Genomic DNA, 6,120 nt, shown 5'->3' with positions numbered 1-6,120 from the left:
TACATCATCAAACAAAGTTATTATGAAAGCTATTACCACTTTATTATTTGTTCTTTTTATCGGATTTTTTGCTCAGGCACAAGATGTAAAAGAAAGTTCAGTGTTAGAAACTGAAACGAAAGAGGTAACTGTTTCTGAAATGAAGAAGGATAACGTAAAAGAAACAAATAAGGTAGCGCGTTTGTATAAGTTTAAAAATTCTAAAATTAAAAAGGAGTTGGCTTTCGATACAAAACGTAGCAAATCTAAAATAGCTTAAGTTCTTTTGAGGCTGGTGAGTAAATTAGTAGAGCAATTGTAAATTGTATAGCATCGTTGAAGTCCTTGTTTTATCGATAAAATACAATTTGGATACCTCTTGATCCTTATTTTGAGTAGGTAGTTCATCTATGTTTCTACCTAATAACGACTAAACCTTGTTTTTAAACGATAAAGAAAAAGAAGTGCTAAGCATACAGGGTAACTTTATAACAACCTAAGTCCCAAACTTATGAAAACTATACTGACCTTATTTTTTATGATTTGTATTGGAGTTTGTGCGCAAGCACAAGATGCTCTCAAGGTTCAACAAAAGAAAGTTGTAGTTGTGAAAAATACAAAGATCATTTCTGCCACCAATAATTTAGCGATTAAAAGAAACCAAAGTATCGCTCGTTTGTATATGGATAAAAATGCAAAGGTAAACAAGGAGTTAGCCTTTGTAACAGAACGAAATAAATCTAAACTAGTGTAATATGATATATTTTATGATAATGGTTTTAGTTGTTGTAGTACAATTTGTGGCGATGTCTAAAAGGCAGAGGGCAAGCGTAAAAACAATAAAAATACCAATAAATAATTCGAAGAACTTATTTTACTAGTGTGTAAAATATGGATACGTGTTTGTATTAGATAAGAAAAGCTGCTCATTTGAGCAGCTTTTCTTTTTATAAAATAGTTTTTTATTCTTCAATAAGCACCCATTCACCCTTGGCAAGTAAAGGTTCTGCCTGTTTATACTTGACAACTTTACTTTCGCCAGACATTACATTTTTAATGGTAACTCTGTCGTTTCTACCAATTTTAGGTCTTTCCCTAACTATGGTTTCAGTTACTTGTGGCCTGCTTCCTGGTGTCTGACCAGCAGCTCTATTACGGGCAGCCAATTCATCACTATTAGGAATTTCTTCCTTACTGACTTTTAAGTTTACCTTAGGTTTTCTTACGTTTCTGGCTTCTTGAATATCTGAAGTATCCCCAGTTGGCAGCTCTCCCTTAAACAAGAAAGAAACTACTTCTTTGTTTACTTTTTCGATCATGGCTTTAAAAAGTTCAAAAGCTTCAAACTTATAAATCAACAAGGGATCTTTTTGTTCGTGAACCGCCAATTGAACAGATTGTTTTAACTCATCCATTTTGCGTAAATGAGTTTTCCAGGCATCATCAACGATGGCCAAAGTGATATTCTTTTCAAAATCGTTAACTAATTGTTTCCCATTACTTTCGTAGGCATCTTTTAAATTGGTGACTACGTTTAAAGATTTTACACCATCTGTAAAGGGAACTACAATACGCTCAAAATTATTGCCTTTTTCTTCATAAACATTTTTGATTACCGGTAGGGCAGTAGCCGCATTGCGCTCCATCTTATTTTGATAATGCTCATAGGTAACCTTATATGTTTTTGCAGCTATTTCCTGACTTGCCATTTTTGCAAACTCATCCTCGGTTACAGGAGAAGTGATTGAAAAATATTTAATCAATTCAAACTCGAAGTTTTTAAAATCACTAGCATTTTTATTGTTCTCTGTAATTACTTCACAGGTATCGAAAATCATATTGGCAATATCCAATTTTAGACGTTCACCTTGTAGTGCGTGGCGTCTTCTTTTGTATACTACTTCTCTTTGAGCATTCATAACATCATCATACTCTAACAAACGCTTACGAACCCCAAAGTTGTTTTCCTCAACCTTTTTCTGGGCGCGCTCTATTGATTTTGTCATCATAGAATGCTGAATAACTTCACCATCCTCTAATCCCATCCTATCCATCATTTTGGCTACTCTGTCTGATCCAAATAATCGCATTAGGTTATCTTCTAGGGAAACATAAAATTGTGAGCTTCCTGGATCTCCTTGACGACCAGATCTACCACGTAACTGTCTATCTACACGTCTAGAATCATGTCTTTCTGTACCTACTATTGCCAGTCCTCCAGCAGCTTTAACCTCGTTTGATAATTTAATATCTGTACCGCGACCAGCCATGTTGGTTGCAATAGTAACGATACCAGATTTACCAGCTTCCGCAACTACATCTGCTTCTTTTTTATGCAATTTGGCATTTAATACGTTGTGTGGTACTTTGCGAATGGTTAGCATTCGAGACAATAATTCTGAAATTTCTACAGATGTGGTACCAATTAATACAGGTCTTCCTGCATGCGATAATTTGGTTACTTCATCAATAATTGCGTTGTATTTTTCGCGTTTAGTTTTGTAAATTAAATCGTTTCTATCATCACGAGCAATAGGTCTGTTGGTCGGAATTTCCATAACATCTAACTTGTAGATTTCCCAGAATTCACCAGCTTCTGTAATTGCCGTACCAGTCATTCCCGCCAGCTTATTATACATTCTAAAGTAATTCTGTAAAGTAACCGTAGCAAAGGTTTGTGTCAATGCTTCAATTTTTACATTCTCTTTAGCTTCTATTGCTTGGTGTAACCCGTCAGAGTAACGACGACCGTCCATAATACGACCTGTTTGCTCATCTACGATCATTACTTTATTTTCCATGACTACATACTCAACATCTTTTTCAAAAAGAGTATAAGCTTTTAGTAATTGGCTCATGGTGTGAATACGCTCACTTTTAATAGAAAAGTCTTTGAATAAATCTTCTTTTAGTTCTGCTTCTTTTTCAATTTCTAAGTTTTGATTTTCAATTTTAGAAATTTCTGTTCCAATATCTGGCATTACAAAGAAATCTTTGTCACCATCTCCAGAAATATGTGCAATTCCCTTATCCGTTAGTTCAATTTGATTGTTTTTTTCATCAATTACAAACAACAATTCTTCATCCACCTTTGGCATTTCGCGGTTGTTGTCTTGCATGTAAAAGTTCTCTGTCTTTTGCAGCAATTGCTTAATACCCTCTTCGCTTAAAAACTTAATAAGTGCTTTGTTTTTAGGCAATCCACGGTGTACTCGTAATAATTGAAATCCACCTTCTTTGGTATCACCATTAGCGATTAGTTTTTTTGCCTCTGCTAAAACACCTGTTAAATAGTGTTTTTGGATATTTACAATATCTCCAACCTTTGGTTTTAACTCGTTAAACTCGTGGCGATCTCCTTCCGGTACAGGACCAGAAATTATTAATGGGGTACGTGCATCATCTACTAAAACAGAATCGACCTCATCTACAATAGCGTAGTTGTGAGGGCGTTGCACCAAATCATTTGGGGAATGCGCCATATTATCACGCAAATAATCAAAACCAAATTCATTATTTGTACCATAAGTAATATCTGCGTTGTAAGCAGCTCTTCTAGCATCTGAGTTGGGTTGATGGTAGTCTATACAATCTACAGAAAGTCCGTGAAACTCAAAAATAGGAGCCATCCACGCACTATCTCTTTTTGCTAAATAATCATTTACGGTTACTAGGTGTACACCCTTGCCCGTTAATGCATTTAAATACACAGGTAGGGTTGCTACCAAAGTTTTACCTTCACCTGTATGCATTTCTGCAATTTTACCCTGATGTAGTGAGATACCTCCAATTAGCTGCACATCATAATGCACCATATCCCAGGTTACTTCTTTGCCCGCAGCATCCCAAGAGTTTTTCCATAGCGCCTTGTCTCCTTCTAAGGTAACATAATCTTTAGAGCCCGACAAAAGTCTGTCATATTCCGTGGCTGTTACCGTTAATGTTTCATTGGCAACAAAACGTTTTGCTGTTTCTTTAACAACGGCAAATGCTTCTGGTAATAATTCCTCTAATGTGTTTTCTAAGGTTTTGTTTACCTCTTCCTTTAGACGATCTATTTCCGTATAAATATCTTCATTCTTATCAATGTCTGTTGAGGCGTCTACTTCCTTTTTTAGGACCTCTATCTGGTCATTTAAGTCTTTGCAATCTGCCTGTAGTTTCTTTTTAAAACTATCCGTTTTAAGCCTGAGTTCATCAATACTTATGCTTTCTAAGTTTTGTTCAAAAGCCTTTATTTTATTAACTAAAGGTTGTAGAAGCTTAACATCTTTTTTTGCTTTATCACCCACAAAGGTTTTAAGCACGGAATTTAAAAAATTCATATGTTTTGTAATTTATAAAGTCTGCCATAAAAACTAATCAAGTGCAAACTGTTTAGATTAATTTCCGTATAGAGCGGAATATAATTGTTTATGCAAAAGGTATTCCAGTTTTAAAATAGAAGGAAATACAATTTATTACTGCCAAAATTACATAAAAAAAAAGCCTCCGAGGAGACTTTTTTAATGTAATTCTTTATAAAATATTAATATTCATCCTCGTTCCAGAGGTAATCTTCTTCTGTTGGGTAATCTGGCCAAATTTCTTCAATAGACTCATAAATTTCCCCACCTTCTTCTTCCATGGATTGTAGGTTTTCTACAACTTCTAATGGAGCACCGGTTCTTATGGCGTAATCTATTAATTCGTCTTTGGTTGCTGGCCAAGGTGCATCACTTAAATAAGATGCTAATTCTAAAGTCCAATACATGGTAATAGTTTAATTTTAATTTTTTGCAAAAATAAATTTTTAACCGAGAATGGCAAGCTTTTTTATGCTTATTTTATTTATTTTTTTAAAATAGTTGATATTCAGTACATTGATAACGAACTAAAAAGTGAATTATTAGACTTTTTTTTCAGGAAGCCATTTTATTTCGGCTGCATCCAAATCTTTTGATAACTTTCTAGCTAATACAAAGAGGTAGTCGGAAAGTCTATTGATAAATGACAAAATAGAAGCTTCAAAGGGTTCATTCTCGTTTAAATGAGATGCCAAACGCTCTGCTCTACGGCAAACCGTTCGGGCAATATGACAGTATGACACGGTTGTATGTCCGCCTGGAAGTATAAAATGTGTCATTTCCGGTAATTCTTCATTCATAGCGTCCATTTCTTTCTCTAAAAGTTCAATGTCCGCAGCACTTATTTTGTCAATATTTAACCTTTCCTTGCCATTTTTTAAAATCATTTTTTTAGGATCTGTTGCTAAAACGGCACCAACAGTAAATAGCTTATCTTGGATAATGGCAATAATATTTTGGTAATGCTTGTCTATCTTTTGATCGCGTATTAAACCCATCCATGAATTAAGTTCATCTATGGTACCGTAAGATTCTATGCGTAAATGATGTTTGGCTACTCTTGTACCCCCAAATAAGGCTGTGGTACCCTTGTCTCCTGTTTTTGTATATATTTTCATCTTGTGAGTATATTCGATATGAATTTAATCCTTTTTACGTTTATAGTGGTCCATAAATTTGCGCGATTTCCTTATTCTAGATTTTTTCTTGGTCATGATATTAATGGCAATAAAAATAACCAGGGCAACTCCACAAATTTTAATTAAGGTATAGTCCATAGGAAGTAAATTATATATTTAAAAATACAGTATTAAATTCTAATAGTAAAATGTTCTTTAGCTTGTTCCTTTCTAAAAAAAACTATAGCGAAATAAAATAGGTCTACCGTAACCCTAATAGTGTCTAAATTTTTTATTGCCTCCCACTGTATTTCAGTTTGCCTAGTGTTGTGAATATTATCTATAAAAACCACGGTATTATTATGGTATTTAATTGCTTTTAGCTTTGTAAGGCTGGGGCCTGGAAAATAAACGAAATCTGCAATTTCATTGGTGTAACTAAGATGGGGGTGTGTTTTTTCTAGCCTTATTGTTAAATCAGGGTATTTGATGTCAACGGCTGAAACATTAAAATAATCTATAGTTTTTAACAATGCGTTTTCACTTTTACCGGTACTTAAACGCTCCTTTGTATACAGACATTTAGTTATGTAGTTGTATATAAAAGGGGAGTGCACCCCATGGTGATTGGTTGCTATCACTAAAAATTTTAAGTATGCAATTGGCCTGAACATTTT

At 34.3% G+C, this 6,120-nt stretch carries 6 protein-coding genes; 2 read left to right on the top strand and 4 right to left on the bottom strand.

What is annotated here, in order from left to right; genetic code table 11:
* On the top strand, positions 1–259 hold a 259-nt coding region (locus MWU65_RS08650; protein WP_348646029.1), incomplete at its 5' end, for a hypothetical protein.
* Positions 260–490: 231 nt separating this feature from the next.
* The gene (locus MWU65_RS08645; protein WP_247077029.1) at positions 491–733 is read left to right on the top strand and encodes a hypothetical protein; all 243 of its coding nucleotides are present in this window, start codon (positions 491–493) and stop codon (positions 731–733) included.
* 208 nt (positions 734–941) lie between these two features.
* On the opposite strand, the gene secA is transcribed toward MWU65_RS08645, so the two are convergent.
* The 4 genes from secA to MWU65_RS08625 all read right to left on the bottom strand — a co-directional run bounded on the left by secA (position 942) and on the right by MWU65_RS08625 (position 6,117).
* A complete protein-coding gene (gene secA / locus MWU65_RS08640; protein ID WP_247077028.1) occupies positions 942–4,304 on the bottom strand; it encodes a preprotein translocase subunit SecA in 3,363 nt (1,120 codons plus the stop codon).
* A 203-nt stretch (positions 4,305–4,507) separates the two neighbouring features.
* On the bottom strand, positions 4,508–4,732 hold the full coding sequence (locus MWU65_RS08635) for a DUF2795 domain-containing protein (RefSeq protein ID WP_013551418.1): 225 nt from the start codon (positions 4,730–4,732) through the stop codon (positions 4,508–4,510).
* Positions 4,733–4,867: 135 nt separating this feature from the next.
* Positions 4,868–5,443 (bottom strand): cob(I)yrinic acid a,c-diamide adenosyltransferase, encoded by a 576-nt coding sequence (locus MWU65_RS08630; protein ID WP_247077027.1) that lies wholly within the window; start codon positions 5,441–5,443, stop codon positions 4,868–4,870.
* Between the two features lie 191 nt (positions 5,444–5,634).
* Positions 5,635–6,117 (bottom strand): hypothetical protein, encoded by a 483-nt coding sequence (locus MWU65_RS08625; protein ID WP_247077025.1) that lies wholly within the window; start codon positions 6,115–6,117, stop codon positions 5,635–5,637.
* Positions 6,118–6,120 lie beyond the last annotated feature (3 nt).

Origin of the sequence: Cellulophaga sp. F20128 (assembly GCF_023015805.1) — a bacterium.
GTDB lineage: Bacteria > Bacteroidota > Bacteroidia > Flavobacteriales > Flavobacteriaceae > Cellulophaga.
This window is presented reverse-complemented; position numbering and strand designations above follow the sequence as displayed.

What these genes read in the sequence shown, in the direction of transcription:
- MWU65_RS08645 (WP_247077029.1), top strand. Translation starts at nt 491, where the DNA reads ATGAAAACTATACTGACCTTATTTTTTATGATTTGTATTGGAGTTTGT.
- secA (WP_247077028.1), bottom strand. Translation starts at nt 4,304, where the DNA reads ATGAATTTTTTAAATTCCGTGCTTAAAACCTTTGTGGGTGATAAAGCA.
- MWU65_RS08635 (WP_013551418.1), bottom strand. Translation starts at nt 4,732, where the DNA reads ATGTATTGGACTTTAGAATTAGCATCTTATTTAAGTGATGCACCTTGG.
- MWU65_RS08630 (WP_247077027.1), bottom strand. Translation starts at nt 5,443, where the DNA reads ATGAAAATATATACAAAAACAGGAGACAAGGGTACCACAGCCTTATTT.
- MWU65_RS08625 (WP_247077025.1), bottom strand. Translation starts at nt 6,117, where the DNA reads ATGTTCAGGCCAATTGCATACTTAAAATTTTTAGTGATAGCAACCAAT.